The organism is uncultured Devosia sp., from assembly GCF_913055165.1.
Taxonomy (GTDB): Bacteria; Pseudomonadota; Alphaproteobacteria; order Rhizobiales; family Devosiaceae; genus Devosia.
This window is the reverse complement of the sequence record NZ_CAJXJS010000001.1, coordinates 165,781-191,572: the sequence shown is the minus strand read 5'-3', so window position 1 is coordinate 191,572 and position 25,792 is coordinate 165,781. Positions and strand designations below refer to the sequence as shown.

General features: G+C 62.6%; 28 protein-coding genes. 12 read left to right on the top strand and 16 right to left on the bottom strand.

From position 1 onward, the window contains the following. Window positions 1–102: 102 nt before the first annotated feature. On the bottom strand, window positions 103–732 hold the full coding sequence (locus QZ564_RS00955; RefSeq protein ID WP_297103393.1) for a hypothetical protein: 630 nt from the start codon (window positions 730–732) through the stop codon (window positions 103–105). A gap of 153 nt (window positions 733–885) precedes the next feature. Here QZ564_RS00955 and QZ564_RS00950 point away from each other — a divergent pair, with 153 nt between their 5' ends. After that, window positions 886–2,718 carry an N-6 DNA methylase gene (locus QZ564_RS00950; protein WP_297103392.1) on the top strand — a complete coding sequence of 611 codons (1,833 nt, stop codon included), beginning with the start codon at window positions 886–888 and terminating at the stop codon, window positions 2,716–2,718. Then, on the top strand, window positions 2,718–3,518 hold the full coding sequence (locus QZ564_RS00945; protein ID WP_297103390.1) for a hypothetical protein: 801 nt from the start codon (window positions 2,718–2,720) through the stop codon (window positions 3,516–3,518). Before QZ564_RS00950 ends, QZ564_RS00945 begins: the two co-directional genes overlap by 1 nt. A gap of 553 nt (window positions 3,519–4,071) precedes the next feature. On the opposite strand, the gene QZ564_RS00940 is transcribed toward QZ564_RS00945, so the two are convergent. Both QZ564_RS00940 and lepA read right to left on the bottom strand, forming a co-directional pair. Further along, window positions 4,072–4,665, bottom strand: a complete 594-nt coding sequence (locus tag QZ564_RS00940) for a hypothetical protein (protein ID WP_297103388.1) — start codon at window positions 4,663–4,665, stop codon at window positions 4,072–4,074. A gap of 155 nt (window positions 4,666–4,820) precedes the next feature. Continuing rightward, window positions 4,821–6,626: a translation elongation factor 4 gene (lepA, locus tag QZ564_RS00935; protein ID WP_297103386.1), complete on the bottom strand. Its 1,806-nt coding sequence runs from the start codon at window positions 6,624–6,626 to the stop codon at window positions 4,821–4,823. A gap of 102 nt (window positions 6,627–6,728) precedes the next feature. Here lepA and QZ564_RS00930 point away from each other — a divergent pair, with 102 nt between their 5' ends. Beyond that, complete coding sequence (locus QZ564_RS00930; protein WP_297103384.1) at window positions 6,729–7,640, top strand: extensin family protein; 912 nt, start codon at window positions 6,729–6,731, stop codon at window positions 7,638–7,640. Here the strand turns inward: QZ564_RS00930 and QZ564_RS00925 are convergent, their stop codons facing one another. Next, window positions 7,641–7,778, bottom strand: coding sequence for a hypothetical protein (locus tag QZ564_RS00925; RefSeq protein WP_157955604.1), 138 nt, complete (start codon window positions 7,776–7,778; stop codon window positions 7,641–7,643). It lies immediately after the preceding gene. Window positions 7,779–7,882: 104 nt separating this feature from the next. On the opposite strand from QZ564_RS00925, the gene QZ564_RS00920 reads away from it, so the two are divergent. Both QZ564_RS00920 and QZ564_RS00915 read left to right on the top strand, forming a co-directional pair. Next, entirely contained in the window at window positions 7,883–8,824 is a 942-nt protein-coding gene (locus tag QZ564_RS00920; RefSeq protein WP_297103381.1) for a LysR substrate-binding domain-containing protein, read from the top strand. 128 nt (window positions 8,825–8,952) lie between these two features. Next, window positions 8,953–10,206: an FAD-binding oxidoreductase gene (locus tag QZ564_RS00915; RefSeq protein ID WP_297103379.1), complete on the top strand. Its 1,254-nt coding sequence runs from the start codon at window positions 8,953–8,955 to the stop codon at window positions 10,204–10,206. 57 nt (window positions 10,207–10,263) lie between these two features. Here QZ564_RS00915 and QZ564_RS00910 read toward each other — a convergent pair whose 3' ends face one another. The 3 genes from QZ564_RS00910 to QZ564_RS00900 all read right to left on the bottom strand — a co-directional run bounded on the left by QZ564_RS00910 (window position 10,264) and on the right by QZ564_RS00900 (window position 12,292). Further along, window positions 10,264–10,854 carry an SCO family protein gene (locus QZ564_RS00910; RefSeq protein WP_297103378.1) on the bottom strand — a complete coding sequence of 197 codons (591 nt, stop codon included), beginning with the start codon at window positions 10,852–10,854 and terminating at the stop codon, window positions 10,264–10,266. 3 nt (window positions 10,855–10,857) lie between these two features. Beyond that, window positions 10,858–11,826: a copper chaperone PCu(A)C gene (locus QZ564_RS00905; RefSeq protein WP_297103376.1), complete on the bottom strand. Its 969-nt coding sequence runs from the start codon at window positions 11,824–11,826 to the stop codon at window positions 10,858–10,860. Between the two features lie 64 nt (window positions 11,827–11,890). Continuing rightward, a complete protein-coding gene (locus tag QZ564_RS00900; RefSeq protein ID WP_297103374.1) occupies window positions 11,891–12,292 on the bottom strand; it encodes a hypothetical protein in 402 nt (133 codons plus the stop codon). 149 nt (window positions 12,293–12,441) lie between these two features. On the opposite strand from QZ564_RS00900, the gene mbfA reads away from it, so the two are divergent. Next, window positions 12,442–13,422 carry an iron exporter MbfA gene (gene mbfA / locus QZ564_RS00895; RefSeq protein WP_297103372.1) on the top strand — a complete coding sequence of 327 codons (981 nt, stop codon included), beginning with the start codon at window positions 12,442–12,444 and terminating at the stop codon, window positions 13,420–13,422. Here the strand turns inward: mbfA and QZ564_RS00890 are convergent. Beyond that, window positions 13,419–13,919 carry a DUF2306 domain-containing protein gene (locus QZ564_RS00890; protein ID WP_297103370.1) on the bottom strand — a complete coding sequence of 167 codons (501 nt, stop codon included), beginning with the start codon at window positions 13,917–13,919 and terminating at the stop codon, window positions 13,419–13,421. The two genes, mbfA and QZ564_RS00890, sit on opposite strands and share 4 nt — an antisense overlap. Window positions 13,920–14,020: 101 nt before the next feature. Between QZ564_RS00890 and QZ564_RS00885 the strand changes: the two genes are divergently transcribed. Continuing rightward, window positions 14,021–14,785: a LytTR family DNA-binding domain-containing protein gene (locus QZ564_RS00885; RefSeq protein ID WP_157955606.1), complete on the top strand. Its 765-nt coding sequence runs from the start codon at window positions 14,021–14,023 to the stop codon at window positions 14,783–14,785. Here the strand turns inward: QZ564_RS00885 and QZ564_RS00880 are convergent. Next, complete coding sequence (locus QZ564_RS00880) at window positions 14,746–15,699, bottom strand: LysR family transcriptional regulator (RefSeq protein WP_297103368.1); 954 nt, start codon at window positions 15,697–15,699, stop codon at window positions 14,746–14,748. The genes QZ564_RS00885 and QZ564_RS00880 overlap by 40 nt on opposite strands. A 121-nt stretch (window positions 15,700–15,820) precedes the next feature. Here QZ564_RS00880 and QZ564_RS00875 point away from each other — a divergent pair, with 121 nt between their 5' ends. Next, window positions 15,821–16,102: a type II toxin-antitoxin system RelE/ParE family toxin gene (locus QZ564_RS00875; RefSeq protein WP_297103365.1), complete on the top strand. Its 282-nt coding sequence runs from the start codon at window positions 15,821–15,823 to the stop codon at window positions 16,100–16,102. Continuing rightward, window positions 16,077–16,391, top strand: coding sequence for a HigA family addiction module antitoxin (locus QZ564_RS00870; RefSeq protein ID WP_104892390.1), 315 nt, complete (start codon window positions 16,077–16,079; stop codon window positions 16,389–16,391). Before QZ564_RS00875 ends, QZ564_RS00870 begins: the two co-directional genes overlap by 26 nt. Here QZ564_RS00870 and QZ564_RS00865 read toward each other — a convergent pair. Further along, a complete protein-coding gene (locus QZ564_RS00865; RefSeq protein WP_297103359.1) occupies window positions 16,388–17,425 on the bottom strand; it encodes a rhodanese-related sulfurtransferase in 1,038 nt (345 codons plus the stop codon). The genes QZ564_RS00870 and QZ564_RS00865 overlap by 4 nt on opposite strands. Window positions 17,426–17,496: 71 nt before the next feature. Here QZ564_RS00865 and QZ564_RS00860 point away from each other — a divergent pair, with 71 nt between their 5' ends. Then, window positions 17,497–18,534, top strand: coding sequence for an aldo/keto reductase (locus QZ564_RS00860; RefSeq protein WP_297103356.1), 1,038 nt, complete (start codon window positions 17,497–17,499; stop codon window positions 18,532–18,534). 136 nt (window positions 18,535–18,670) lie between these two features. Here QZ564_RS00860 and QZ564_RS00855 read toward each other — a convergent pair whose 3' ends face one another. Together QZ564_RS00855 and QZ564_RS00850 are read right to left on the bottom strand one after the other, a co-directional pair. After that, complete coding sequence (locus tag QZ564_RS00855) at window positions 18,671–19,561, bottom strand: NAD(P)/FAD-dependent oxidoreductase (RefSeq protein ID WP_297103353.1); 891 nt, start codon at window positions 19,559–19,561, stop codon at window positions 18,671–18,673. Between the two features lie 83 nt (window positions 19,562–19,644). After that, on the bottom strand, window positions 19,645–20,082 hold the full coding sequence (locus QZ564_RS00850; RefSeq protein ID WP_104892393.1) for an Rrf2 family transcriptional regulator: 438 nt from the start codon (window positions 20,080–20,082) through the stop codon (window positions 19,645–19,647). Window positions 20,083–20,180: 98 nt separating this feature from the next. Between QZ564_RS00850 and QZ564_RS00845 the strand changes: the two genes are divergently transcribed. Beyond that, entirely contained in the window at window positions 20,181–20,786 is a 606-nt protein-coding gene (locus QZ564_RS00845; RefSeq protein WP_297103347.1) for a hypothetical protein, read from the top strand. Between the two features lie 110 nt (window positions 20,787–20,896). Here the strand turns inward: QZ564_RS00845 and QZ564_RS00840 are convergent, their stop codons facing one another. From QZ564_RS00840 to QZ564_RS00830, 3 genes are all read right to left on the bottom strand, one after another. Further along, window positions 20,897–22,021 (bottom strand): Gfo/Idh/MocA family oxidoreductase, encoded by a 1,125-nt coding sequence (locus tag QZ564_RS00840; RefSeq protein WP_297103344.1) that lies wholly within the window; start codon window positions 22,019–22,021, stop codon window positions 20,897–20,899. 205 nt (window positions 22,022–22,226) lie between these two features. After that, complete coding sequence (locus QZ564_RS00835; RefSeq protein ID WP_297103341.1) at window positions 22,227–23,867, bottom strand: TadG family pilus assembly protein; 1,641 nt, start codon at window positions 23,865–23,867, stop codon at window positions 22,227–22,229. Next, window positions 23,864–24,292, bottom strand: a complete 429-nt coding sequence (locus QZ564_RS00830; protein ID WP_297103338.1) for a TadE/TadG family type IV pilus assembly protein — start codon at window positions 24,290–24,292, stop codon at window positions 23,864–23,866. The genes QZ564_RS00835 and QZ564_RS00830 overlap by 4 nt, the downstream gene beginning before the upstream one ends. Window positions 24,293–24,450: 158 nt before the next feature. On the opposite strand from QZ564_RS00830, the gene QZ564_RS00825 reads away from it, so the two are divergent. Beyond that, window positions 24,451–25,269, top strand: coding sequence for a siderophore ferric iron reductase (locus QZ564_RS00825; RefSeq protein WP_297103335.1), 819 nt, complete (start codon window positions 24,451–24,453; stop codon window positions 25,267–25,269). On the opposite strand, the gene QZ564_RS00820 is transcribed toward QZ564_RS00825, so the two are convergent. Next, entirely contained in the window at window positions 25,245–25,790 is a 546-nt protein-coding gene (locus tag QZ564_RS00820) for an SH3 domain-containing protein (RefSeq protein ID WP_158672385.1), read from the bottom strand. The two genes, QZ564_RS00825 and QZ564_RS00820, sit on opposite strands and share 25 nt — an antisense overlap. Between the last annotated feature and the right edge of the window lie 2 nt (window positions 25,791–25,792).

The window sequence follows — 25,792 nt, the reverse complement described above, 5'->3', positions numbered from 1 at the left end:
GGGTGGCGCGCATCCAACCCGCGGGCGATGCGCACACCCGCGACCGGCTCTCCCCTTGCTTCAGTCGCATGCTGACTGCCCGTGCGGGGAGATGGCGCTAGGTTAATCCAGGTCTGCCAGGCGGGGATTATTTTTTGCCGAGGCGTCGGGCTCGGCAAAGCCCGGGGGCACGGGCGGGCCGATGCGCGCGGCGCGCCCGGCTTCAAAGCCACGCTCATAGGCCTGGTTGCGATTGACCAGAATCATGCGTGTGAATTTGTCCCGCAGGCCGGAATTGCCCTGCGCCGCCGCGCTTGTCTGCGTCAATTGCGGCTTCAACCGCTTGACCGGCGTGGTGGCCCCATCGAGCCGCCAGCTCCAGCAGTTTTCGCCCGCATTCCAGAAGGTGTGGCAGCGCTCGTAATTTTCCAATTGCGCCAGCACCTGGCCGAGCTGCACGCAGAGCCCGGCCAGATCGGGCGCCGCCACCGGCAGTCGGTCGCGGGGCTCACGAAACGGCGCGCAATCAGCCATCAGCCCTTCGGCCAAGATGCGCACGGTTTCGGACAGTTCCTGCCGCCCGCGCCGCGTGGCGAGGGTCGTGACATCCTTGTGCAGCGCGGTGAGGCGAATAACCAGGGTTTCGTGGCGGCCGGCAAGGCTCAGCGAGGGTGGTGGGCCGTTCCGGCGCGCGACGGGCGGTTTCTGCGCGGGTTCGGCCGGGCCAGAGGCGATGGGGGGATTTTTGAACACGGATTGCTCCTGTCGGAAGGGGGGTGGATGACAGGAGAGGGTAAGCGGGGGTGGAGGGGCGGGGAGAAGTTTATAGGGGCTTGCTAGTTCGTCTGACCGCCAATGGACTGAACCCCTGCCTTACACTATGCGTAGCAAAAAAGGGTATCTACAATGCATTTTGATAAGATCGCGACGGAAGAGCGACCTTCCACAGCTTCCGACATACCTACCATCTATGAAGTAGGCGATGACGCCTATATTTTCTGCCCAGTTCGTAGAAAGCCTTACAAAGTCACCGGAAAGCCCGAGGAACTGGTGCGGCAATGGTGGCTTTACAGACTACATGTTGAGTATGGTTACCCCTTTGATCAAATGGCGATAGAAGTGCCCGTATCCGTGGGGTCTGGGGAAGCCAAGAAAGCTGCTGACATCGTCATATATACTGACAATAAGAAGAAGACTCCCAGGATCTTCGTTGAGGTTAGAAAGCCGAACCGAAAAGACGGTATAGAACAACTTCAGGTCTACATGAACGCAACTGGTTGCCGGATTGGGCTCTGGAGTAACGGCACACCTCCCCACGTTTACTTGCTGCGCCTCGAACCAAATGAACATTCCGAAGAAGCAACTTGGCGCGAGTTGCGAAATATTCCGAGAAAATCCGAGAAAATTTCGGACGTTGACTCACCGATAACTCGGGCCGAACTTGAACCTGTACAAGATTTTCTCTCATTGTTCCGCGAATGTGAAGACTTTATAAAGGCCCATGAGGGTGCCGACGCGTTCGATGAGATTTTTAAGCTGGTATTTTCAAAGCTCTACGATGAGCGAAGAAATCTCAAAAATGATCAGTCTCGGGCCCAATTTCGTGTCGGCGCGTTTGAAAGTGCCGCAGACGCTAGAACCCGCATTGTGTCTCTCTTTGATTCTGCGAAGAACCATTGGGCAGGCGTATTTGAGGCAAGTGATGCTCTTAACCTTGGGGACGAAACCCTAGCGTACTGTGTATCCGCACTCCAGAAGGCTTACCTTTTGCGCTCGGACGCAGACGCATTGGGAGCTGCATTTGAAGTTATGATCAATCCTGGGATGAAGGGGGACAAAGGCCAGTACTTTACGCCGCGACACGTGGTTCAAATGTGCATCGACGTGCTGAATCCCAGGGATAACGAGTCAATTTTTGACCCCGCCTGCGGTAGCGGCGGATTTCTTATCTACACGATGGACAAGGTATTCAAGGACATCGCTTCTGATCGGGACGACCAATCTGAAATACTAGAGAACCAGAAAGATTATGCATCAACTTACGTATTTGGGATGGATTACGACCGGACACTTGCCAAAGTAGCTAAAGCATACATGCTGATTTGGGGCGACGGTCGCTCAAATATTGCGGTTGCTGACGGACTAAACGAGAACTACTGGGATCAAGCTACCCAAGCGAAGTTTATGGTGGGCGCCGGCAAGGAGCGCAAGCCTCGCGGGTTCGACATCATAGCAACGAATCCACCGTTTGCGGGGGACATAAAAGCCGAAGATACTCTTTCGAAGTACGAAATCGCCTACAAAATAAAAGGAAACAAGAGGAAGAGGCTCTCTCAAGTCTCAAGGGACAAATTGTTCATAGAACGTTGTATTAGCCTTCTAAACCCGAACGGAAGAATGGCTATAGTTCTTCCTCGCGGTGTTCTGAAAAATTATAACGATGAAAACATCAGACGTCACATAATAACTCACTGCCGAATTGTTGCTGTGGTGGGGTTAACGGGAGATATGTTTAAACCTTACACCAATACGAAGACATGCGTTTTGTTCGTTCAGAAACGTCCGCAAAAACTTGATGACATAGCACTTGCTGAGGCCGATCCAGACATCGTCTTTGCCCAAACAACTCAATCGGGCAAGGATAGGTCGGGGCGGCTCGTAAGAAACGCTGAGGGAGTTATCGCCTCAGACCTCCCTGAAATTAGTGAGTTTATTAAGGCAAATGTGGAGTGGGCATAATGCCGATGGTAACGCTTAGGGCTTTTGCGGCGACCAAACTTGACCTACCAGGCGCGCATGACGAACTACAACTGCATAACCATATTTTGGAACCCGAGTTTCACCAGGAGCGCTATGCTGGAGCGGTCGAGCGGGCAGAAAGTCATTTAGGCGCATTTCAACTTGGCGACATCAACGTTGTTGCGAGGGCTATTGGACGCGGGCGCCAGCCCTCGTATGCTGACGATGACTCCGACCCAGAGAGCCTTGACTACGAAGGAATGATGAACCGAAGCGGTGCGCGCCTAGACTCAAATGGTGGGAGCCGGAACATCTGTGCCTTAAAGTCCAATTGCATTCGAAGTGGCTACGTTGACCTGGATCTTGCCCGATCTGTTGAGCGCTCTTTCTACCTAAAGAATGCCGAAAAGGCCGGAATTATAGAAAATGATCTACTGATCAACTCCACTGGGGACGGGACGATTGGCCGAATTGCGGTATATGATAAATCGTTTCCTGCCCTAGTTGACGGACACATATCCATAGTAAGATTTCGTGACCCGAAACTTGCATGGTACTCTGCATCCTACTTGCTGTCGGACGAAGGGCAGCGACAGATATACAGATACATAAACGGCTCGAGCGGGCAGGTAGAAATATACCCACAGGACATCGCGAGGCTCTGGATCCCCGGCAATTCAGACGAAAAAATAACCGAGATCGCAAATGCCCTCAGGGAGGCCAATCAAAAACATGAAGAATTTTTTAACAGGCTGACGGTGGCGAAATCGTACTTCCTTGAGAATGTCGATCCGGCATAGCCGGGAGATGTCTGCGTTCCCAATTTCCATTGAATGCACCTGATCCCACTTGCTTCGCAGGGCTCACGCGGCAGGCACCGGCGGGCTCTTCCCCCTTCTTCAGGGGGAGGGATGACATTGAGCCTGTTGAGGGTTTTGGGACACCCGCCCTCGTGGTGCGAGGCTCCGCTGGCGCTGCGCACCTCACCATGAGGCCCGTGGGAAATCGTGCTGGAAATAGCTGGATGTTTTGGAGCCCTCATCCTGAGGTGCCGCGCAGCGGAATCGAAGGGCGGGGGCGTTGGGCTGTGCGGTGTCGAGAAATCACCCCCACCTAGCTTTTCCAGGGCCCTTCGGGCCGAGCGGCGCTACCCCCCATCAAGGGGGAGGTGAAGGAAGGATTGTGCCTGTTTGGGTCGGGCGCATCAGATAAGGCCCCCTCACCCGGCGCTGCGCGTTGGCTCTCACCCTGCGTGCATAGAGCACTCCGGGCCTAGCTGCCAAAAATTGCTCCACTGGAGCGATTTTGCCCTGCGGGCCGGAGCGAAGCCCCGCGCGCTTGCCCTGCCCCGGCTCAGGACGCCGTCTGGCTCTGGCGGCTGAGCTGGCGGGCGATGAGGCCGTAGACCTGGCGGGCGTCGGCGATGCGCTTGAAGCCGGTGCGCGTCTGGGAGGTATAGGTGCGGTGCCGGGGCAGGCCGTTTTTCGTGCGGGTGGTGCTGGTGTGGAGCTGGGTTTCGCGCTTGAACCAGACCGTGCCTTCAACACCGTCTTCAAGCTCGAGCGCATTCATGTCGGCCAGGGGAATGCGCTTGAGGGCGCGCCGGCCGAACAGTTCGGTGGCGATGAAGGCGGCTTGGTCGGACATTGCGTACCAGCTATGGGTGCGCTCATAGGCATCCCAGAGGGGCGCGCCAATGACCTGATGAAGGCCCAACAGCACGAAGGGAATGCCGAACAGGGGGAAGAACTCAAAACCCATGCTCGCGTTCTGCGTCATGGCCGAGGTCGCCATGATCCAAAACACGGCAAAGGCGGTGAAGACCAGGCCAAAGGGCAGGCGGGCGGTGAGGAAATCTCCCAGCCGGACCCCCGGCGCAGGGCGGCCCTGCCAAAGGAGTTTTTCGCCGGGCGCGAGAAAATCCGTCCAGCCTTGCGATGGTGCCACGCGTAATTCTCCCTGGTTCGACGTCGCCCGGATTGGCAGGGCGGCCGGAGAATAGCGAACGGAGTTGTCTGGCACCCTACCCTGAACAAGGGAGGCGGCTTTGCAACGATGCCCCGTTTGAATCTCGCACGAGAGAGGTGACGGGGTGATCGTTCTTAGTCGTCGCCCATCTTGAGGGCTTTGATGAATGCCTCTTGTGGGATTTCCACACTACCAAACTGGCGCATTCTCTTTTTGCCCGCCTTCTGCTTTTCCAGCAGCTTACGTTTGCGCGTGGCGTCGCCGCCGTAGCACTTGGCCGTCACGTCCTTGCGCATGGCGCGGACGGTTTCGCGGGCGATGATCTTGCCGCCAATGGCGGCCTGGATCGGGATGACGAACAGATGCGGGGGGATCAGCTCCTTGAGCTTTTCGCACATGACGCGGCCACGTGACTCAGCGACAGTGCGGTGCACCAGCATGGAGAGGGCATCGACCGGCTCGGCATTGACCAGGATCGAGAGCTTGACCAGGTCGCCGGCGCGGTGTTCGGCGAGCTGATAGTCGAAGCTGGCATAGCCTTTTGAGATCGACTTCAGGCGATCGTAGAAATCGAACACCACCTCGTTGAGCGGCAGTTCATATTCGACCATGGCGCGCTGGCCGACATAGCTCAGATTGGTCTGGATGCCGCGGCGGTCCTGGCAGAGCTTGAGGATCGCGCCGAGATATTCGTCGGGGGTGAGAATGGTCGCCTTGATCCAGGGTTCGCGGATTTCGGCGATCTTCATCACATCGGGCAGGTCGGCGGGATTGTGCAGATATTGCGTCTCGCCATTGGTCATTTCGACCTCGTAGACCACGGAGGGGGCGGTGGCGATGAGATCGAGATCGAATTCTCTGGAGAGGCGCTCCTGGATGATTTCGAGATGCAAGAGCCCCAAAAAACCGCAGCGGAAGCCGAAGCCGAGGGCGGCGCTGGTTTCCATCTCGAAGGAGAAGCTGGCGTCGTTCAGGCGCAGCTTGCCCATGGCGGCGCGCAGCTCGTCAAAGTCCGAAGCATCGACCGGGAAGAGGCCGCAGAACACCACCGGCTGGGCCGGGCGGAAGCCGGGCAGCGCCTTTTCGGTGGGTTTCTTGTCTTCGGTGATGGTGTCGCCGACATTGGTGTCGGCCACTTCCTTGATCGAGGCGGTGAAGACGCCCAGCTCGCCCGGGGTCAGCTCCTTGACCTCGACCAGCTTGGGGGTGGTGACGGCGACGCGGTCCAGCTCGTAAACGGCGCCAGAGGCCATCATGCGGATCTTCTGGCCCTTCTTCATCACCCCATCGATGATGCGGACGAGGACAACCACGCCCAGATAGGTGTCGTACCAGCTATCGACCAGCAGGGCCTTCAGGGGCGCATTGAGCTCGCCCTTGGGGGCGGGGAGGCGCTTGACGATGGCTTCGAGCACGGTTTCCATGCCCAGGCCTGTCTTGGCCGAAATTTCCAGCGCGTCGGACGCGTCGATGCCGATGACGTCCTCGATCTGGGTCTTGACGCGCTCGACATCGGCGGCGGGCAGATCGACCTTGTTGAGCACCGGGACGATTTCGTGATTGGCGTCGATGGCGTGATAGACATTGGCCAAGGTCTGCGCCTCGACGCCCTGGCTGGCATCGACCACGAGCAGGGAGCCTTCGACGGCGGCCATCGACCGGGAGACTTCATAGGCGAAGTCGACATGGCCGGGGGTGTCGATGAGGTTGAGGATGTAATCCTCGCCATCTTCGGCCTTGTATTTGAGACGCACGGTCTGCGCCTTGATGGTGATGCCGCGCTCGCGCTCGATATCCATCGAATCGAGCACCTGGGCCTTCATCTCGCGCAGGTCGAGCCCGCCCGTCATCTGGATCAGACGATCGGCCAGGGTGGATTTGCCATGGTCGATATGGGCGACGATGGAGAAATTGCGAATGTTCTTGAGCGGCGTGGTCATAGCCGTGGCTGTAGCAGAAGCGCGGGAGCCGAGAAAGATGGTTTAGCGGGGGTTAACCGGGGTTTTGCGGCAACGGGAGGGCGGATGGCGCGTTGAAGAGCCATGCACAGGTTCACCCAGACTGCCATCGCCGCCCTGCTTATCGCGACCACCCCGGCTGCGGGGCAGGATTTGTTGCAGGATTTCGAGCGTTTCGTGGAGGATGTGCTGCCCGAGCGGGTGGCGCCGGCCACTGTTCGGGAGGCGCCGATTGAGCCGGTCGCGCCGGTGACCCCGACGCCGCGTGATGAACGGCCCGCAGCGGAGGAAGACGCCGAGGCGGATGATGCGCCACCGATGCCCCGCCCGCGACCGGCAGGGCAGACTGCGGTAGAGGAAGATTCCGCGCCAGAGGTGGATGATGCCGAGGCGAAAAGCGCTGTGCCGGTTGCCCGCGCGGAGCCGGAGCCGGAACGGGTGTACCAGACGGCCTGTCCGGCGCTGCTGGAGGGCCGGGTGATCGGGGAGATGCTCGATCCGGTGGCCGAAGGGATTTGCGGGGTGCGCTCGCCGCTGTCGATGACCGGCGTGCGGGTCAATGGGCGGGAGATCGGGTTTACTGCGCCGGTCACCACCAATTGCCAGATGGCCGGGGCGATTGCCGACTGGGTGGGCGCGGTGGATATTTATGCCGGCGCAGCGCTCGACAGTCCGCTGGCGGGCGTCACCACCGGCACCTCATTGATGTGCCGCAACCGTAATGGCGCGCAGGACGGGTTCGTCTCCGAACATGGCTTTGCCAATGCGCTCGACGTGGTGGGGTTCACGCTGGAAAATGGCCAGAGCATTGCCGTGGAGGCGGACTGGCTGCCGGCGGCGGCACCGGCGGGGCGGCTGTTGCGGCAGGCGCATGGGGCGGCTTGCGGGCGGTTCACCACGGTGCTTGGCCCCGAGGCCAATGCCGAGCATGAGGATCATTTCCACCTGGACCTGGGGTGCCACGGACAGAACTGCACAGCGCAGATCTGCGAGTGATCAGCACGGATCGCAGTTGGGATGATGCGGCGGCAGATCGGCCCAGTCATGCAGGGGCATGCTGTCGGGATGGGGTGTGCGGGGGCGTGACGGCACGAACTTGCCGAACCACGCCAGAAGGCGGGTCAGGAGTGACATTTTCTGTCTCCGGAAGTGATGAGGGATTTGCTATGAGCTCATGATGCGCCCGCAGAGCTGCACCTGCAATGGACAAGGCCTGCACGCCGATATAGAAAATCTATATGACAAACCCCTTCCCCATTCCGCTCAATGCACTGCGCGCCATCGAAATTGTCGCCCGTCGCGGGGCGCTGGCGCCGGCGGCCGAGGAGCTGGGCGTGACCATTGGCGCGGTCAGCCAGCATCTGCGACGGGCCGAGGACCGGCTGGGCATGGAATTGTTCGCGCGCACGCCGCAGGGCATCAAACCGCTGCCAGCCCTCATGCAGGTCTTGCCGCAACTGACTGGCGGCTTCACCCAATTGCAGGATGGCCTGGCGAGCCTGACGGGCGCGCATGAGGGCGTGCTCAACGTGACGGTGGGGAGCGTGTTTGCCTCGCGCTGGCTGATCTGGCGGGTCAACAAATTCTCCGCGCTCTATCCGGGCCTGGAAGTGCGGCTGACAGTGACCGGGGCAATGCTGGACCTGAGCCGGCCCGATATCGATTGCGGCATCCGCTATGGCGACGGAACCTGGCCGGGGGTCAATGTGAGCCTGATCGGCGGACAGGAATACCAGCCGGTCTGTTCCCCCCTGATCCGCGACCGGGTGAAAAACCCGGCGGACCTGGCGCATGTGCCGGTGATTGCCGACCAGACCAGCATGCTCGACTGGCCGGCCTGGCTGAAAACAGCGGGGCTGGACCCGGCCATGCCGCTTAGTGGCCCGGTCTATTCGGATGCCTCGCTGGCCTTTGATGCGGCGATTTCCGGGCAGGGCATCTTGCTGGCCGCCGACATGATGACCGCCGATGCGGTGAGCGATGGGCGGCTGATCCGCCCGTTTGATCTGCCGGCAGCGGGCAAGCGCGGCTATTTCCTGGCAACGGCCAAGGGGCGGCGGGAGCCCAAGAAGCTGGGCTTTTTCCGTGACTGGCTGGCCACGGAAGTGCCCGCGAGCGTGCTGGGCTATGTGCACCAGAATGTACCGAACACGGCGACACTGGCGCCATTCTCCAAATAAATTCGCGCATGCCTTGCATTGTGCCGGATAATCTTGCGCAAAATTGCCATGCGCCGGCCGATATGGACGCTTTGTTGCGCAGGTGTTCTGATAGGCTGATCCGATAGTGACTGGATCGGGGGATCGGCATGGACGACGTACTCATTCTTGGCGCCGGCATTGTCGGCATTGCCACCGGCATTCACCTGCTGCGGCGCGGGCGCAGCGTGACCCTGGTCGACAGAAGTGAGCCGGGGCACGAGACCAGCTTTGGCAATGCGGGGATCATCCAGCGCGAGGGGGTGCGGCCGCATCCGTTTCCGCGCGACCTGCAAACCCTGCTGCAGGTGGGGCTGCATCTTTCGACTGCGGCCCGCTATGAGCCGCTGGCGCTGCCCCGGCTGGCGCCGCCGCTGTTGCGCTATTGGTGGGAATCCTCGCCCGAGCATTATCGCAAGGTGGTGCAAAGCTATGCGCCGCTGATCGGGCGCTCGATCATCACCCATGCTGACCTGATCGACGCCTGCGGCCCGGAGGCCGAAAGCCTGATTTCGCGCTATGGCTGGCATCTGGCTTTCCGCAGCCCGGAAAAACTGGAGAAGGAAGCACGCAAGGCGCAGGGCGATCATGACCAGTTCGGGATCGGCTATGAGGTGCTGGACTGGCCGGCACTGCAAAAGGCAGAGCCCAGCCTGACCGGCGGCCTTGCCGGCGCCATTCACTGGACCGACCCGTGGACGGTGCGCGATCCGGGGGCCTTGGTGACCGCCTATTTCAATCTGTTCGAGAAACTGGGGGGCACGTTTGTCCGCGGTGCAGCAACAGGTCTGAACCAGGTTTCCGAGGGCTGGCAGGCCGAGATTGCGGGCCGACAGCTATCTGCCAAGCAGGCGGTGATTGCCCTGGGCCCGTGGGCGCCCGATGTGCTGGACAGGCTGGGCTATCGGCTGCCGCTGTTCGTCAAGCGCGGCTATCACATGCATTATGGCAGCGCCGACGGCGCAGCGCTCAACCATTTGCTGCTCGACCCGGAAGTCGGCTATGCCATGGCGCCGATGGCCAAGGGCATCCGCATTACCACCGGGGCCGAATTTGCCGAGCGCGACGCCGCGCCAACCCCGATCCAGCTTGGCAAGGCAGAGGCCGCGGCGCGGGAATTGTTCCCGCTGGGCGAGCGGCTCGACCCGCAACCCTGGAAGGGCGCACGCCCCTGCACGCCGGACATGATGCCGATCATTTCGAAGGCCCCCAGGCATCAGGGTTTGTTCGTGGGTATCGGTCACGCCCATCACGGCTTTACGCTGGGACCGGCCACCGGCGAATTGCTGGCGCAGGCGATGACCGGGGAAGAAACCGCAATCGATATCCACCCGTTCCGCATGGCGCGGTTCATGGGGGGCTGATCCGCCTGGGCGCTCACGACCGGGCAGACCGGCGCGATGCCGATCTGCCCGCGTGGTTCAGCCTTCGAGCAGGCGCCGGAGCTTGGCGAGCGCGGTGTCGCTGTCTTCGCGATAGGCAATGGTGCCCTCGAACTCGCCCTCAGCATTGACCAGGAACACCGAGGCGGTGTGGTCCATGGTGTAGTCGCCACCTTCAAGCGGCACTTTTTCGGCATAGACGGCCCAGGACTGGGCCGCCTTGGCGATCTCTTCCGGGGATCCGGTGACGCCGGTGACACGGCCGGTCCAGCTCACATAGTCGCCAATGACTTCCGCCGTATCCCGCTCAGGATCGACGGTGACGAAAAAGGCGTTGAGATCGTCTGCCTCGTCGCCCAATGCCTCGTACCAGCTGGCCATTTCGGCCAGCGAGGTGGGGCAGACCTCGGGACAATGGGTGAAACCGAAGAACAGCATGGACGGACTACCCTTGAGGCTGTCGCGATTGAACGCCGCGCCGGTCGCGGTCACCAGTTCATAGTCGCCCTGCCCCAGGGCGACCGCCTGGGCCGGACGTGTCATGGTGGTGTAAACATAAAGCCCGGTGGCCCCCAGGGCAGCGACGGCCACCAGGGTCCAGAGCACGGTGCGGATATGGGACAGGGCCATGGGTCAGTGTCCCATATGGGCAGAATGGTCTTCTGCCGGGGCGTCAGCGGCGGAGCCGGCTGCGATCAGGTCCAGCGTGATGGTGCCGGCTTTTTCGAAGGTCAGCGTGACCGGCACGGCATCGCCCTCGGCGATCGGATCGGTGAGCCCCATGAACATCAGGTGATAGCCACCGGGTTCAAGCACCACGGTCTCACCAGCAGGAAGGACCAGACCGTCGGGGAGCTGACGCATCTTCATCACATCGCCCTCCATGGCCATTTCATGAATCTGCCCTTCCTTGGCCACCGGGGTTTCCACCGCGATCAAAGTATCGTCCTGGGCGCCGGTATTGGTCAGGGTCAGAAAGCCACCGGCGACCGGGGCGTTGGGCAGGGTCGCGCGGGTAAAGGCGCCCGAAATGGTCAGATCGCCAATGCTCGTTTCGGCAGGTGCGGCCATGGCCCCATGATGGGCGTGTTCGTCCATGCCGCCGGCGACCAGGGTGAGGCTGGGCGCGGGCATGTCGCCGCTTCCGCTCACATCGGTCCAGGCCTCCTCGCCATTGGCGCATTCCTGGATGGTCGGGAAGTAGAAGGGGCCTTCTTCGAGCGTATCGGCAAAGGTGCCGCGGAAGACAAATTCGTCATAGAATTCGTTGGGCAGATTGCCCTCTGACCAGACGATCTCGGTGACACCTTCGGACATTTCGGTGCCGTGGTTCACATAGGTGTTCTGATAGGGCCCGGTAACGGTATCAAGAGTCCAGCCCGCCTTGGGCATGGGCTTGACGCCAAAAAAGCCCTCGGGGATCAGCACGCGGACGGTATGGGTGGCTTCGGTGCCGCATCCATGGGGAATGCGGAGCACGGCCTTGTAGCTGGCGCCGAGATTGGCCTGCTGAACCTCGAGGGTCGAGTGGGCAACAGCCGGGGCGGCCAGGGTGATGAGGGTGGCGGCGGCCAGGCTGGCGCGCGCGAAAGAACCGATCATGGGTTCGTCTCCAGTCAAAGAAATGGTCTGATACCGGCAGGAGACCTGCCGGGAAGGCTTGAAATCAGACCGTGACAGGCGGCGCGCGGGATTGCCCGACATGATCGGGCAGCAGGGACCGGTGTGGACTGGGGGCCTGGGCGAAGCGAATGATTTCGGTCGCAGCCGGGGGCGCAAGGGCCGGTGCCGGCGGGGGCAAGGTGGCGAGCTGATGCTTGGAGACACCGGTGGCCGGGCAATTGAGCGCGGCGGCCTCATGCGGGTCGCCATTGCCGTCCTGCGCCAATGGCTGACAGACCGACCAGGAATCCAGGGTTGAGAAACCGATGGCGTTGAGATCGCGCTGCAGGCCCGCGGCCTGATGCAGCGGCAGCAGCAGCGTGAGCACATAGATGGCCAGCACCGCGACGGCGATGCCGGTTTCGCGGAGCATGATCTGCGCTGAGCTGTGGGTCCTGCTGTTCACGGCTCACTCGATAGCCCGTACCTCCGGCCTGCTCAAGAGCAATGGCGGGGAGCGGGCCCTGCACATTGTCGCAGCGCAAATGGCAGTTGCCTCTAGTTTAGAAACATTCTAAACATAGTCTGGAATGGTTCTAAACTATGGAGGGCGCCATGCTGCGTCTCTGGCCCGATAACCGCCGTGACTTCGCCTCGCTGTCAGAGCGCGAAATTCTCTCCCTGGCCGTAGCGGCCGAGGAAGAGGATGGACGCATCTATTCGGAGTATGCCACGCGGCTGGGCGAGACCTATCCGGGCAGCGCGGCGCTGTTCGAAGGCATGGCGGCCGAAGAGGACGAGCACCGGCGGCGCCTGCTCGATCTTTATGTCGAACGCTTCGGGACGCGGCTGGTGCCGATCCGGCGCGAGCATGTGCGCGGCTTCCTGAGCCGCAAGCCGGTGTGGCTGCAAAAGTCGCTGACCCTGGAGCAGGCACGCCAGCAGGTGTGGGAAATGGAGGAAGGGGCCTATCGGTTCTATCTGGCTGCGGCCGACCAGGTGAGTGACGCGGGAATCCGCAAGCTGCTGGGCGATCTGGCGGCGGCCGAAAAGGGCCATGCCAAGCGCGCCGACCAGATCGATGACAGTGTGCTTGGGGCAGAAGGGCGCGAGAGCGAAAGCCAGGAACAGCACCGGCAGTTCCTCTTGACCTATGTGCAGCCGGGGCTGGCCGGGCTGATGGATGGATCGGTGTCGACGCTGGCACCGGTGTTCGCCGCGGCCTTTGCCACCGGGGACACGCACCAGACGTTTCTGGTGGGCCTGGCCGCAGCGGTGGGCGCGGGTATTTCCATGGGCTTCACCGAGGCCGCTTCCGATGATGGCAAGCTGACCGGGCGCGGCTCGCCGATCAAGCGCGGGCTGGCGGCGGGCATCATGACGGCGGTGGGCGGACTGGGGCATGCCCTGCCCTATCTGATCGCAGATTTCTTCACCGCCACAGCCGTTGCCATTGCCGTGGTGCTGATCGAGCTCTGGGCCATCGCCTATATCCAGAACCGCTATATGCAGACCCCGTTCTGGCGGGCGGTGATGCAGGTGGTGCTGGGTGGCTCGCTGGTATTCGCGGCGGGGATCCTGATCGGCAATGCCTAGACGGCGCGCTGCGCCCGCTGCCGCATCCGCAACCAGGCCAGGCCTGAAACGACGAGGACCGGAACGATGACCAGCAGCGACTGGGTCCAGCCGGCCTCGGGACCGAACAGCACCGCGTGCATGCGCCGGCCGGGCAGGAAAGTGAAGGCGCCTGCCAGGACAAGCGCGCCGATATAGAGCCCCTGCATTTCGGCGCGGTGGCGCGCCACATTGCGCTCCACGATGATGGCCTTGAGGCCAACATAGAGCGTGTAATAGGTGAACAGCGAAAACAGGTGGATGGGGCTGAACGGCCCGATCAGCCTTATGTCGTGGATAAACAGGGCCGAGGTGGCGGTGATGAACATCAGCAGCACCCAGACCCGCCCCATCGCCTTGTGCAGGGCGGTGCCCTTGCGGCGCCAGAGGACGAGGGCGCCGAGCAGGGTGGCCGCGATGGCGGCGAAGGCATGGATCTGGATGACAAGGTCAGACTGCAGCAGGGGCGAAAGAGACATCGAACAGCGCCATATTGGTGAGGGTAAAGACTTTGCCTCACCTCGATGCTTGGCTAGATTGGCCGCGACAACAGCAAGTGCCCCAATCGCAGGTCTCATTCGTGAATAACAGCCCATGGCAATCCACGCTTCGTGAACTGCAGGGGTTGTCGCGCGATGCCCGGTTCTGGACCGTACTGGCCGCGATCGCGCTGATCGTGGGACTGGTGGGACCGTTCGGCACATATCAGCGGCTCGATGTCGCCCCACGCCTGGCCTATTGGGGTGTAATCGTCTTGAGCACCGCCTTTGCCGGAACATTGCTGGTCGGCTTCGTCGAACGGCTGCTGCGGCCGCGGCTCAACAAATATGCTGCGGCGCTGCTGGCCGGAGCCCTGCCCGGGCCATTGCTGGCGGCCATCGTGGCGCTGGTCAACATTGTCGTGTTCGGGCCGGGCGGGACCGGCTTCGACCTTGTCACGCTGGGCATCTATTGCGCGCTGATATCGGCAGCGGTGACGCTGGTCAGCGCGGTGCTGGAGCGGCCCGCCCGAACGGACCCGGCACATGTCCCACCAGCCCTGCTGGAGCGGTTGCCGCGTCCGCAACGAGGTCCAATAAGACGCATTTCGGTTGCAGATCACTATGTCGAGGTGACGACCGACAAGGGCAGCAGCCTGATCCTGATGCGGCTCTCCGACGCCATCAGGGAAACCGCACCGGTCGCCGGATTGCAGGTGCATCGCAGCCATTGGGTGGCGCTCGACGCGGTCAGGCGCAGCACGCGCCAGAATGGCCGGCCGGCGCTGGAGCTGGACGATGGCAGCATCGTGCCGGTGAGCCGGACCTACCTCGCCGCCGTGCGGGCGGCGGGCTTTCCGGTCTGAAACAGGTGCAGCCGGTCATCGATGATTTCGCCGACGCGAGCGCATTCCTGGGCGATTTCGCGGACAAAGTCGGCCAGCATGGGGCGGTCAAGCACGGCGGGATTGCGCACCACCATGGCGGTGTCGCGGTGCAGCGGCTCGAACTCGAGCGGTGAGATTTCCACCAGGCGACCGGCGCGCACATCCTCTTCCACGGCTGAATTGACGAAGAAACCCAGCCCCTCGCCTTTCATTGCCAGGCGCCGTGCGGGACCGGTGGGCAACTCGACGCTGGTCCGGGCCAGCCGGACCAGGGCCGCGGCACGCTCCGGATCAGCCTGCCACCAGCGCAGGGCAATGACGCGGGGCACCAGCGTCAGCACCTCATCGATGGTGGGCTGGCCCGAGAGCCTGGCCGCCACTTCGGGGGAAACCACCAGCGGCACGCGCTCGCGCATGATGATAAGCGGCTCAAGATCGACCACCAGCGGATCGATATTGGGCCAGCACAGAATCCCCATTTCCACTTCGCGCTCATGCAGCATGGCAGCGATCTGGGCCTGACGACCTTCGCGCACCACCACGTCGACAGACGGGTATTGCGCCTGAAAGCGGATGAGGCTTTCGGTGATCAGGGGCGAGACCAGGGTGCGCAGCGAGCCGATCGAGACCCGGCCACGCTCGACCCGGCGCAGCGCCTCGCGCCCTTCCTGGGCCGTGCCGATGATGCGACGGGCAAAGGGCAGAAAGGTCATGCCCTGATCGGTCAACGTGACGGTGCGGCCACGGACAAAAAGCGACACGCCAAGCAGGTTTTCAAGGGCGCGGATGCGCATGGAGGCGGTGGCCTGGGTGATGTTGAGATAGGCCGCTGCCCGGGTGAAGGACTGGTCACGGACGATGCGGTCGAAGGTGCGAAGCTGATCGAGATCCATTGGAAAGGCTTATGCGAATTGAACTTCTGCACTGAACATCGCTGCTCAGATAGACAATGTCGATGCGTCGATTTGCTCATAACGCATTGCGTTATGTAACGCAGGGCGTTATATTCAGCCCGTGATCCAAAGCTTTTCAGATGGCGAAACGGAGCGTATCTGGCAGGGGCGGCACAGCCGCAAACTGCCCGGTGATATTCAGGCCATCGCCCTGCGCAAACTGCGTCTGCTGCATGCGGCCCGGACCATAAGCGATCTTCGCGTGCCGCCGGGAAATCGGTTGGAGAGTCTCAAAGGCAAACGCGCTGGACAATGGAGCGTTCGCATCAATGACCAATGGCGGATCTGTTTTGTTTGGGAAGAAGGAGGACCGCGCGATGTCGCAATTGTCGACTACCATTGAAGAGGTGCTGCCCAATCCGCATCCGGGAGAAATCCTGCTCGAGGACTTCCTGAAGCCGATGGGGTTGAGCCAGAATGCTTTGGCCCGCGCCATCCACGTACCTCCCCGGCGCATAAACGAAATCGTCTTGGGTGAGCGCAGTGTCAGTGCGGACACAGATCTTCGGCTCGCGCGGTACTTCGGCCTGTCGGAAGGATTTTTCCTGTCACTGCAGGCAGAGTTTGACCTGATGAAGAAACGGCGCGAAATCGGCGCGGACTTGCAAGCTATCGCACCGCGGGCAGCTTAGTCCTTATTGATTTGCCGCGCCCGCTCGGCCTGCGCTTTTTTCTGCTGGCGGCGGCGTTCGGCGTCGGTGAGGGCGGCGTCGCCCATATGCGAGAGACCGCGTTGCCGGGCCAGGTCCATCTGGCGCTGGCGCTCGGCGGCGGCCTGATGCTTGGCGGTGTCACCGGCGCAATAGGGGCAGGAGATGCCTTCGTGGAAATCGGCGTGGCGCCGGTCAGCCTCGGTCAATGGATGGCGACAGGCGCGGCAGAGGGTGGCATTGCCCAGTTCGAGCCCGTGGCCGACCGAGACACGCTCATCGAACACGAAGCATTCGCCGGAAAACCGGCTTTGCGCCTCGGGCACCACTTCGAGATATTTCAAAATCCCGCCCTTGAGATGAAAGACCTCCTCAAAGCCCTGGCTCAACAAGTATGACGAGGCTTTTTCGCAGCGGATGCCGCCGGTGCAGAACATGGCGACCTTCTTATCCTTTTTCGGATCGAGGTGCTTTTCGACATAGTCCTTGAATTCGACAAAGCTCGAAGTGTGCGGATCGAGGGCGCGCTGAAAGGTCCCCAGACCCACTTCATAGTCATTGCGGGTATCGACCAGCACCACGTCATTGCGCTCGATCAGCGCGTTCCAATCCTCGGGTTCGACATAGGTGCCGACCTGACGGCTGGGATCGACCTGGGGCGCGCGCAGGGTGACGATTTCGGGCTTCAGGCGCACTTTCATGCGCAGGAAGGGGGCTGTGTCGGCAAATGAATATTTCACCTCGGCGCCGGCAAGCCGGGTGCCGAAGGGACCGGAGGCGAAGAGATAATTGGCCAGCGCGTCGATGGCCTCAGGCGTGCCGGCGACGGTGCCGTTGATGCCTTCGGGGGCGAGGATCAGCGTGCCCTTGATATTGCGGCCACAGCAGAATTCGGCCAATGGGCCTTTCAGCGCTTCGGCATCGGGCAGAGCTGCGAATTTATAGATGGCCATCACCTTGTATGGATGAGGGGTCTGGGGCAAACTGGACATGGATTTCGAGCCGGGCGCGTTCATGGCGCCGCTCATACCACCGGCCGCGCCCGGCGTCACGGGGCGGCCGCTGCCACAAAATTGGGAGAGACACCATGACCTATCGGGCCGATCCGGCGCGCTATGACACCATGCAATACCGCCGTTCGGGCATATCGGGGCTGAAGCTGCCGGTGGTGAGCCTGGGGCTATGGCAGAATTTCGGCGGCACGCGGGACTATCCCAGCGCCATGGAAATTCTGGGCTATGCCTTCGACCAAGGCGTGACCCATTTCGACCTGGCCAATAATTACGGGCCGCCGGCAGGATCGTCCGAAGAGCTGTTCGGGCAGGTGATGGCCCGCGACTTCCGGCCCTATCGCGACGAGATGATCATTTCGACCAAGGCAGGCTACAATATGTGGCCGGGACCCTATGGCGAATGGGGGAGCCGCAAGTACCTGCTGGCGAGCCTCGACCAGTCGCTCAAGCGCATGGGGCTCGACTATGTCGACATTTTCTATTCGCACCGCTTCGATCCCGACACGCCGCTCGAAGAAACCATGGGCGCGCTGGCCCATGCGGTCAAATCAGGCAAGGCGCTTTATGTCGGCATCTCGTCCTACCCGGAACAGCAGACGCGCGAAGCGCATCGGATCCTGAAAGAAATGGGGGTGGCGACCACTATCCACCAGCCGAGCTATTCAATGATCAATCGCTGGATCGAGAACGATCACACGATTGATGCCTGCGGCGAGTTGGGGATCGGCGTCATCGCCTTTTCGCCGCTGGCGCAGGGGGTGCTTTCGGGCAAGTATAATCGCGGGCAAACCGAAGGCGCGCGGGGCGACAATCCAAACGGCACCTTGCGCGCCAGCCATATCGAGCCGCGGGTGCTCGAAGCGGTCGACAAGGTGGGCGAGATTGCCAAGGCGCGCGGCCAGTCCATGGTGCAACTGGCGCTGAGCTGGGTGCTGCGGCGCAAGGAAATGACCTCGGCGCTGATTGGGGTGCGGACGCTCGAACAGCTCAAAGACAATCTGGGCGTGCTGAACAATCTCGATCTCAACGATGAGGAGATTGCGGCGATCGACGAGGCCACTGCCGGCGGGCAGATGGAGCTGCATCCGCGACCGCAGGGCTGGTTGCGGTAAGGGTTCGCACCCCCACCCAACCTCCCCCTGAAGAAGGGGGAGGGGTCTGCCGGTGATCGCCGCCAGACCGAGGATGAACTCGATGCGCTCCTCCCCCTTCTTCAGGGGGAGGTTGGGTGGGGGTGCGTCGGCGCCCTCACGCCATCATCGACTGCAGTGCGCCCATGGCCGCCAGCGAGCCGGTGTTGCTTGCGAAGGTGACCGAGTGCATGCCGGTGACGAGGTCGCCGGCGGCGAAGATGCCGGGGCGGGAGGCGGCCTGCATATCGCCAATGGCGATCATGGTGCCGGTCGGGGTGTCTTTCATGTCGAGGCCAAGCTGGGCATGCAGATCGGCCGAGGGGCGATTGCGCGGATGGGCATAAAGCGCATCGAGACCGATTTCGGTGCCGTCTTCAAGCGTGACCCCGCGCACTAGGCCCTGGTCATGGGTGATGCTGGTGAGCTTGCCATTTGTGATCCTGACGCCGCGCTTTTCGAGCTTGTGGCGCTCCTCCTCGGGGATGTCGTGACCATCCAGGATCAGGGTGATGTCGTCGGTCCAGTTGGCGTAGAGCGTGGGACCATGCAGCGACATGGGCGAGGAATAGAGCAGGCCCCAGCGTTTTCCGGCCACTTCATAGCCGTGGCAGAAGGGGCAGTGGATGACCGTTTTGCCCCAGCATTGGGCAAAACCGGGAATGTCGGGCATTTCATCGACAATGCCATAACTCAGGATCAGGCGGCGGCCGGCAATGGTTTCACCATCGGCGGTGGTGACGCGGAAATCATCGGGCTCGCCGGTGACGAGCTGGGCCCTGGCGCCGACCAGTTGCACCGTTGGATAGTGCTGGACCTGGTGGCGGGCTGTGGCGAGCAATTCGCCCGGCGGGATGCCGTCATGGCCGAAGATATTGTGGGCGTGTTCGGCGTAGCGATTGCGGTTGAGGCCGGTGTCGAGCACGGTGACCTTGCGGCGGGCGCGGCCCAGTTGCATGGCGGCGGTGAGGCCGGCAAAGCTGCCGCCGATGATGATGACATCCTGCATGTTTCAGGTCCTTTTCTGGGCGAGCAGAACCGTTCGCTGCCACGGCCTGGCAGCGCCTGAGGCCCGCTCTGGGGTTGGTAATGTCAGTCCAGGCGGGGGAACCCCGCATGGAGCGCGTCGGTGGCCAGGTCGCTCAGGCGCACCCGCTGCAGGCGGGCGGCCAAGAGGGCCTCGGCATCATCGAGAAAATCGTGCATGACCCGATCGACCGACCGAACAATGGCGCAGGTGACGTCGCCCGGATCGCTTTCGGTGCGCACCAGCATCCGCTCACCAAGAGCGGCATAGACATCGCGCAGGGTGATTTCGGTGGCCGGACGGCTGAGCGTCCAGCCGCCATTGGGCCCCTTGCTGGCATCGACTATCGCCGCCTCGCGCAATTCGCCCAGAATGCGGCGCACGACGACGGGATTGGTCATCAGGCAAGTGGCCAATGCGGCCGAGCTGAGCTGCTTGCCGGGCTGGGCGTGGAGGTGCACCAGGGCGTGCAAGGCGATGGAAAGGCGGCTTGATCGTTTCATGTAACTTTTATTGTTACATATAGAGCGCCTGTCAAGGGGGGTTATCTTTGCCCCGCTTGCCAGCTTAGAGTGAAGACCTTGATCTTGGGAGGATCGCCATGCGCCTTGCAGCTTTACTCATTGCCCTGTGCGCCGGCCTGACTGGCCCGGCAGCGGCACAGGACGCGGGCAGCCAGGCGGTGATCGACCGCATGAAGGCGGGCAAGCTGATACCGATCAGCGATGTGGCCGTGCTGATGATGGGCGCGGAGCGCTGGTGCTACCGGCTGCAGGACGGCAATTGCGCCTGGTCCGATATCTATCTGGCGGTGAGCGAAACCGGGGCAATCTATGAGATTTCCAACCCCTGGAGCGAAGAGGTCGACATCTCCTTTGTCGACCGCGGCGTCTTCAAAGAGGATCGCTATATCTGCGAGACCGGCAATGACTGGGTGCCCACAGTCCGCGGTTACGAGAGGACCGATGGCACGGCCATTGAAGGTCGCGCGCTGGCAGCGCTGAAGGAGGAGATCTACAGCATCGTCAGCGTGGAGGATGACGATGACTGTTTCGACTATCTCTATCAGCATCAGGACAAGGCCGCAGAGACGGTGACCCTGCTGCAACGCCAGTATATCGACGGGGAAACCAACCCCGCCGATGATGCGCTGGTGACGCTGTATTTTGATGCCGACGCAGCCGGTGAGCTGGGCTGGTATTGGTAGGCAAGACGTCCGCCCCCCACCCTAGCTGCGCCAGGACACGGTGCGTCCAGCTTTACGACCCTCCCCACAAGGGGGAGGGAATGGGGGTCGGGTGCCTGCTGGCGCGGCGCCTATAGGGCTCCGCCCCTGAGGCTTTCGGCAAGCGGGGCGGGCCGTTCGACGGGTGTCTTGATATCGACAGTGCGGCCGTCGCGCGCGGCGATCTCGAAGGCTTCCATCACCTCGAGCACATGCAGGGCCAGATCGCCATTGGCGCGGTGCGGCCGGTTGTCAAGAATGGCGGCGGCCATGTCGGCGACCCCGAGCGAGCGGTAATTGCCGTCCGCAAAGGGGGCCTCAAGCTTGACTTCGGCCCAGTCCTGGTCGCGGCCGCGCCTGCGCAGCTCCACCGTGCCGCCGAAGTGGTTCGGATCGGGCACGATCAGGGTCTGCTCGGTGCCATAGAGCTCGAGCGGGACGTGCTTGTGGGCGGCGACATCGAAGCTCATGGCGATCTGTACGATGGCGCCATTGGCAAAGCCGAGCGCGCCGGTGACATGGGTGTCGATATGCACCGGCATGGTCTGGCCCTTTTTGGGCTCGGAGGTGATGGTGCGTTCGGTCCGCAGGCGCGAGGACATGGCCGAGACCTTTGCCACGGGCCCAAGCAGATTGACCAGGTCGGTGATGTAATAGGGGCCCATGTCGAGCATGGGGCCACCGCCCAGGTCATAGTAAAAGGCCGGGTCGGGATGCCAGCTTTCGTGGCCGGGGCTCTGCATGAAGGCGGTGCCGCCAACCAATTGCCCCAGTACGCCGCTATCGACCACGGCGCGGGCCTGCTGATGGGCGCCGCCGAGGAATGTATCGGGTGCCGAGCCGATGCGGAGGCCCGCCGCATTGGCGGCGTCGAGCAGCTTCCGGCCTTCGGCGAAGGTGATGCCGAGCGGCTTTTCGGAATAGACATGCTTGCCCGCGGCCAGGCATTTGAGGCCGACTTCGACATGGGCCCGCGGGATGGTCAGGTTGACCACCAGATCGATGCCGGGATCGGCGAGCATGTCATCGACACTCATCGCCTTGAGGCCGAATTCATCGGCGCGGGCCTGGGCGGCTTCGGGCCGCATGTCCGAGAGCGCCTTGACGTCGAGCACGCCGAAGCCCGGCAAACCGTCCTTGCCCAGAATGGCCTTCAAATAGGCCGACGAAATATTGCCGGTACCGATAAAGCCGATACCCAGGCGCCTGGCGCTCATCTGCGCATTCCTCCCAAAGCAAGTCAGCGTTTCAAGGAAACGCCGCGCCTGCTTCCCATTGTTGATTTGTCGCGCCCGCCGGTCACACGCCGTGCCGGAAGCGCTCCGGATGTACGTGCGTCAGCCTAGACCGGGCAGGGCGGAGTCGGGAAGTGGGGGCTGCGAAATTGTGTGATTTTTCTTCTGCGCTGGTCCTCAGGGAATTCTACCCCACCAGCACAGAGCGATCGCAGCGCACGCCATAGACGCGCACATCGGCCTCGCCCAGACCCAGCCCCAGGGCGGAGAGCGTGGCGTTGATCGTGTTGTCGAGCAGGGGCGCCAGCGGCACGAGCAGGCTGCGCACCGCCTGGGCGATGAGATGGGGCGGCGAGAGACCAAGGCCCAGCACATTGACCGTGAGGTCGAGGCGGGCGAGCAGCGCATCCGCAAGGGACGCCACCAGCGTTTCGGTGCGCGCCGTCCGCATGGTGCCCGCGGCGATGTCGGCTGAGGAAAATTCGAGCCGGACCGGGCTGGTCTGGGCCAGCTCGACCATGGCCGCGCCGGTGACGCGCAGCAGCAGGATATTGATCAGGCGCACCGGGGCGGCCGAAGGGGGCACGCCGAAATCGGCAAGGCTCGCATCGCTCATCTCCCCAATGCTCAAGCGCAGCACGCCGGGGCGCGTGGCGATGGTGGCGCTGCCATGTGGCGCGCCGATGGTGGGACAGGTGGCCACTTCGGCGCGCGCCTCGGCGGGGGCCAGATCGAGCCAGAGCGGGAGCTTGACGCCGGCGCCGAGCAGGGCCGGTCCGCCCAGCAATTCGGCCCTGAGGCGCAAGCGAGTCTGCGCGGTGCGGATGATGGTGCCCAGGGGCCCAAGGGCAAACCAGCCGCCACCCTGCGGAGGCTCGCCAATGGCGAGATCAAGTTGCAGCGACACCAGCCCCGGCACCGCAGCCCCGAGATTGAGCGAGACCTGGCTGTCGCCATCGCTGAGCACGGCGGCGGCCGAGAGCAGTTCGAGCACAGACAGGGACAGGTCGGCGACCCCGGCGCTGCCAAGCTCCAGCCCTCCCAGCCGGCCCAGGTCGATCAGCTTGCCCAGCTCCACATCGGCGCCGGTGCCGGCGGTGGCGAGCAGCATCAAGGCGGATTGTGCAGTGCCATTGGTGAGCGATGCCAGCGCGGCGGCAATATCCCCTGCCCCGGCCTTGGTCGTGAGCAGATCGTCGTAGCTTCCGGCGGTCACGCCCAATTGGGTGGCCAGGGCGTCGAGAAATCCCAGTGCATCGATCTGGGCCGCGGCGAGCGCGGTGTAGTCGAGCACCGACAGGGACAGTGTGGTGCCGAGCAGGCCCGACAGAATGGCATTGGCGAGGCCATTATTGAGGCTGGCGAGGCGCGAGCCGACCGAGAAGGACACCTCGGGGGTTACCGCCGCAATGCCCGATGCCTGGAGGGTCGGCACGGCGGCAAAGCTGGCCGCGAAATAAAGCCTGCCGGGCCGGTTGAGGGTGACCGAAACGGCATTGTGCGGGGCCTGTCCGGGCCTGAAGCGGTCGGCAATGTCCGGTTCGGTCGGGTCATAGCGACCCGGAAGGACAGTCAGCCCATCCGTGCTGGCGGGGGCAAGGAGCTGCGCCTCCGCCAGCACGGATTGGGCGATCTCGGTGGCGCGGGAGGGATCGGCCGCCGCCGAGATGGCCGCCAGATCGACTGCGGCCTGCAGGACGCGACGCTCGTGATAGAGCGCGGCCGCATCCACCGCCAAGGCCGACACCATGGCGGAAACAGCAAAACCGAAGGCGAAGAGCACGGCCATATTGCCACGCTCATCACGGCGGAAACGGGACCCGCTCACAAGCCACCCCGCCGGATGGTCGCGCCATGGACAATGGTCTTGCCCGGCAGCGGCAGGGGTGGATAGAGATTCCAGATCGGCAGATCGGTCGCATCATAGCTCAGGCGCACGACATATTGCGCCGGGTCGGCAGGACTGTCGCCGATGGTGTGGGTGAGGCGGGCCGGATTGAGCAGCGGATAATCGCCCGCATTCTGCGCCAGATAGGTGGCAACCAGGCTGTTGCGCTCGGCCTGGTTGAGGCCGGCAATGGCGGTGCGCGCTGCATCGGCGGCCAATTGCTGAACGGAATGGGCGGCGCCGAAATAGATGCCATAGGCCAGCATGCCGGTGAGCAGCAGCAGGAACACGGGCGTGAGTATGGCAAATTCGATGGCGGCCGTGCCGCGCCGATCATTGAGCAGACTTGCGCCGGGCCTTCGCATTCATGCCTCCCAAGGCGAATGAGCGGGTTGGCGACAGCATGGACCGGACCGCCACAGGGAGCGGTAAAGCGCGGTATTGGTAGAATTGCGGGTCGAGTAGGTGACTTTCCTTGTCCGAATGAACCGGCTAGGAGAGAACCGATTTCAGGATGCCGCACTTGACCAGCCGCAATTACCTTTTCGCCCAGACTGCAGACGATGTTGCGTTGACGCGGTTCATCGCCCTGGCGGGGTCGGCGACGGGCTTTCTCAAGGGGGCGCCGGGCGGGCCCTTGCCGGGGTGGCACAGTCCGGGCCAGGACAACAGGGCGTTCCTGGAGGAGCTGTATGAACGGCTGGCAGTGAGCTATCCGGAAGCCGGGCAACCGTTTCACGCGGTGCGGCTGTGGACCAATCTGATGTGGCAGCCGGCTTACCTTTCGGTCATTGCGGTGCATCTGCATGGCGCGCTGCCGGCAGTGACGACGCTGGCGCAGGCGCGGCAAAACCTTGACGTCAATGGCTATCGCCTGGCCCCGGGACCGCAGATGGAGGGCAGCACGGAAGAATTGATCGCCAGGGCGGGGCGCGATCTGCGCGCCATGGGCGATAGCGTGCTGGACGAAATCAATGCGGTGACCAAGCTCAAGCAGACCCCGGCGCTGCGCCTATTGGCCGACCGGATGCTGGGGCTGATGGTGCGGCTGAAACACTTCCGGCCCGAGATCAGCATGGCAGAGCAGTATCGCTATTGCGATCTGTGGCTCTCGGCAATGGGGCTGGAGGGACAGGGCGGGCTGGAAACGCTCGACCTGCCCAATGGGCAGCAGGTTGCCATCATGGCGCGCAAGGGCTGTTGCCTCGACTATCTGGCCTTTCCCGAGCGCTACTGCGCCTCCTGCCCCAAGCTGAGTGATGATGAGCGGCGCAATCGCGAGCGTACCAATATCATGGCTGAGCTTGAGGTTCGGGCTCAGTCGAACGTCTCGTCGGCATAGACACCCCAGAGCTCGGCCTGCTGCACCCAGCCCGAATAGGCCTGACGCTCGCCCGGTTGGCCGGCCGAAACATTGCACCAGGTACCGTCGCATTCGCTGATCGAAACCCGGACGCCGGGTGCGAGACGGGCCCGCACCGCTGCATCGGCGGATTGGCCGGTATGCATCTGCACCTCGCCATTGGCCAGCAGAGGCGTGGCGTAGCCGGCGCGATTGCCGGACAGCAGGCTCTGATGCACCCAGCCCTCGTCGCCTTCGACATCGCGGATCTTACGCCAGGTATCAAATTCCTGGATAATCTCCACCGGCACGCCAGAGACGGTGTAGTTCCAGGCGATTTCATAGCGCGTGCCGGGGCCGACACGGACATTGATCGGGTGCGAGCGGGTCGTGACGAAACGGGGCAGCGGCAGGCCGCTGGGATTGTCCTGCGCCTGCGTGGCAGGCGTGGCGATGGCAGCGGCGCACAGGGCCACGAGAATGGCGAATACAGTGCGCAGGCGGGCCGGCAGAGCTGGCAAGA

What these genes read in the sequence shown, in the direction of transcription:
- QZ564_RS00950 (WP_297103392.1), top strand. Translation starts at nt 886, where the DNA reads ATGCATTTTGATAAGATCGCGACGGAAGAGCGACCTTCCACAGCTTCC.
- QZ564_RS00945 (WP_297103390.1), top strand. Translation starts at nt 2,718, where the DNA reads ATGCCGATGGTAACGCTTAGGGCTTTTGCGGCGACCAAACTTGACCTA.
- lepA (WP_297103386.1), bottom strand. Translation starts at nt 6,626, where the DNA reads ATGACCACGCCGCTCAAGAACATTCGCAATTTCTCCATCGTCGCCCAT.
- QZ564_RS00930 (WP_297103384.1), top strand. Translation starts at nt 6,729, where the DNA reads ATGCACAGGTTCACCCAGACTGCCATCGCCGCCCTGCTTATCGCGACC.
- QZ564_RS00925 (WP_157955604.1), bottom strand. Translation starts at nt 7,778, where the DNA reads ATGTCACTCCTGACCCGCCTTCTGGCGTGGTTCGGCAAGTTCGTGCCG.
- QZ564_RS00920 (WP_297103381.1), top strand. Translation starts at nt 7,883, where the DNA reads ATGACAAACCCCTTCCCCATTCCGCTCAATGCACTGCGCGCCATCGAA.
- QZ564_RS00915 (WP_297103379.1), top strand. Translation starts at nt 8,953, where the DNA reads ATGGACGACGTACTCATTCTTGGCGCCGGCATTGTCGGCATTGCCACC.
- QZ564_RS00910 (WP_297103378.1), bottom strand. Translation starts at nt 10,854, where the DNA reads ATGGCCCTGTCCCATATCCGCACCGTGCTCTGGACCCTGGTGGCCGTC.
- QZ564_RS00905 (WP_297103376.1), bottom strand. Translation starts at nt 11,826, where the DNA reads ATGATCGGTTCTTTCGCGCGCGCCAGCCTGGCCGCCGCCACCCTCATC.
- mbfA (WP_297103372.1), top strand. Translation starts at nt 12,442, where the DNA reads ATGCTGCGTCTCTGGCCCGATAACCGCCGTGACTTCGCCTCGCTGTCA.
- QZ564_RS00890 (WP_297103370.1), bottom strand. Translation starts at nt 13,919, where the DNA reads ATGTCTCTTTCGCCCCTGCTGCAGTCTGACCTTGTCATCCAGATCCAT.
- QZ564_RS00880 (WP_297103368.1), bottom strand. Translation starts at nt 15,699, where the DNA reads ATGGATCTCGATCAGCTTCGCACCTTCGACCGCATCGTCCGTGACCAG.
- QZ564_RS00870 (WP_104892390.1), top strand. Translation starts at nt 16,077, where the DNA reads ATGTCGCAATTGTCGACTACCATTGAAGAGGTGCTGCCCAATCCGCAT.
- QZ564_RS00865 (WP_297103359.1), bottom strand. Translation starts at nt 17,425, where the DNA reads ATGAACGCGCCCGGCTCGAAATCCATGTCCAGTTTGCCCCAGACCCCT.
- QZ564_RS00860 (WP_297103356.1), top strand. Translation starts at nt 17,497, where the DNA reads ATGACCTATCGGGCCGATCCGGCGCGCTATGACACCATGCAATACCGC.
- QZ564_RS00855 (WP_297103353.1), bottom strand. Translation starts at nt 19,561, where the DNA reads ATGCAGGATGTCATCATCATCGGCGGCAGCTTTGCCGGCCTCACCGCC.
- QZ564_RS00850 (WP_104892393.1), bottom strand. Translation starts at nt 20,082, where the DNA reads ATGAAACGATCAAGCCGCCTTTCCATCGCCTTGCACGCCCTGGTGCAC.
- QZ564_RS00845 (WP_297103347.1), top strand. Translation starts at nt 20,181, where the DNA reads ATGCGCCTTGCAGCTTTACTCATTGCCCTGTGCGCCGGCCTGACTGGC.
- QZ564_RS00840 (WP_297103344.1), bottom strand. Translation starts at nt 22,021, where the DNA reads ATGAGCGCCAGGCGCCTGGGTATCGGCTTTATCGGTACCGGCAATATT.
- QZ564_RS00830 (WP_297103338.1), bottom strand. Translation starts at nt 24,292, where the DNA reads ATGCGAAGGCCCGGCGCAAGTCTGCTCAATGATCGGCGCGGCACGGCC.